Genomic DNA, 580 nt, shown 5'->3' on the forward strand with positions numbered 1-580 from the left:
AACGACGAGGAAAAGCGCCTGGACGCCCTGGAGGAAGGAAAGGCGGTACAGGACGGGGCAATTAATGATCTTGGTGAAGTGGTTGGAACACTAGCAGAAGGAGGTATGATTTAATGGGAGCATTTTACGGAACGCGGATTAGACATTGTATTATTACAATCGATGATGTACCCAACTTTTGGAGGCCGAAAACAGAATCGTGGTTGAAAGAAAATCCGGAATAACTGACGGGAGAATGGCATGTACATAACTACAAACACAATCATTACGGCAGCCAGTGTGATCAGCGCGCTGGTTGTCATATTTTCAGCCCTTTTTGCAGTATACAGATGGTATCTCAAACAGGGAAAGCAGGATCAGGAAATTAAAAATATCAAAGACGAACAGTGCCTTCTTGTTTATGGGGTTCTGGCCTGTTTGAAGGGAATGAAGGAACAGGGCTGCAATGGTCCGGTGACAGAAGCCATTAACAAGATAGAAAAGCATATCAATCAACAGGCTCATGAGTGAGCGGAAAGAGAGGATTAATTATGGATTTAGGAATTGCAAGTGTAGCAGGTATCACAGCGCTGTGTTATTT

1 protein-coding gene is annotated in these 580 nt (G+C 44.0%); it reads left to right on the plus strand.

Annotation, left to right across the window (positions count from 1 at the left end; genetic code table 11):
- Positions 1-240 precede the first annotated feature (240 nt).
- The gene (locus NE473_RS30130; protein WP_118043192.1) at positions 241-510 is read left to right on the plus strand and encodes a branched-chain amino acid ABC transporter permease; all 270 of its coding nucleotides are present in this window, start codon (positions 241-243) and stop codon (positions 508-510) included.
- Positions 511-580 lie beyond the last annotated feature (70 nt).

The organism is Hungatella sp. SL.1.14 (assembly GCF_024460495.1).
GTDB lineage: Bacteria > Bacillota > Clostridia > Lachnospirales > Lachnospiraceae > Hungatella > Hungatella hathewayi.

Excerpts from the sequence above, each read along its gene's own strand:
- NE473_RS30130 (WP_118043192.1), top strand. The coding sequence starts at position 241 with ATGTACATAACTACAAACACAATCATTACGGCAGCCAGTGTGATCAGC.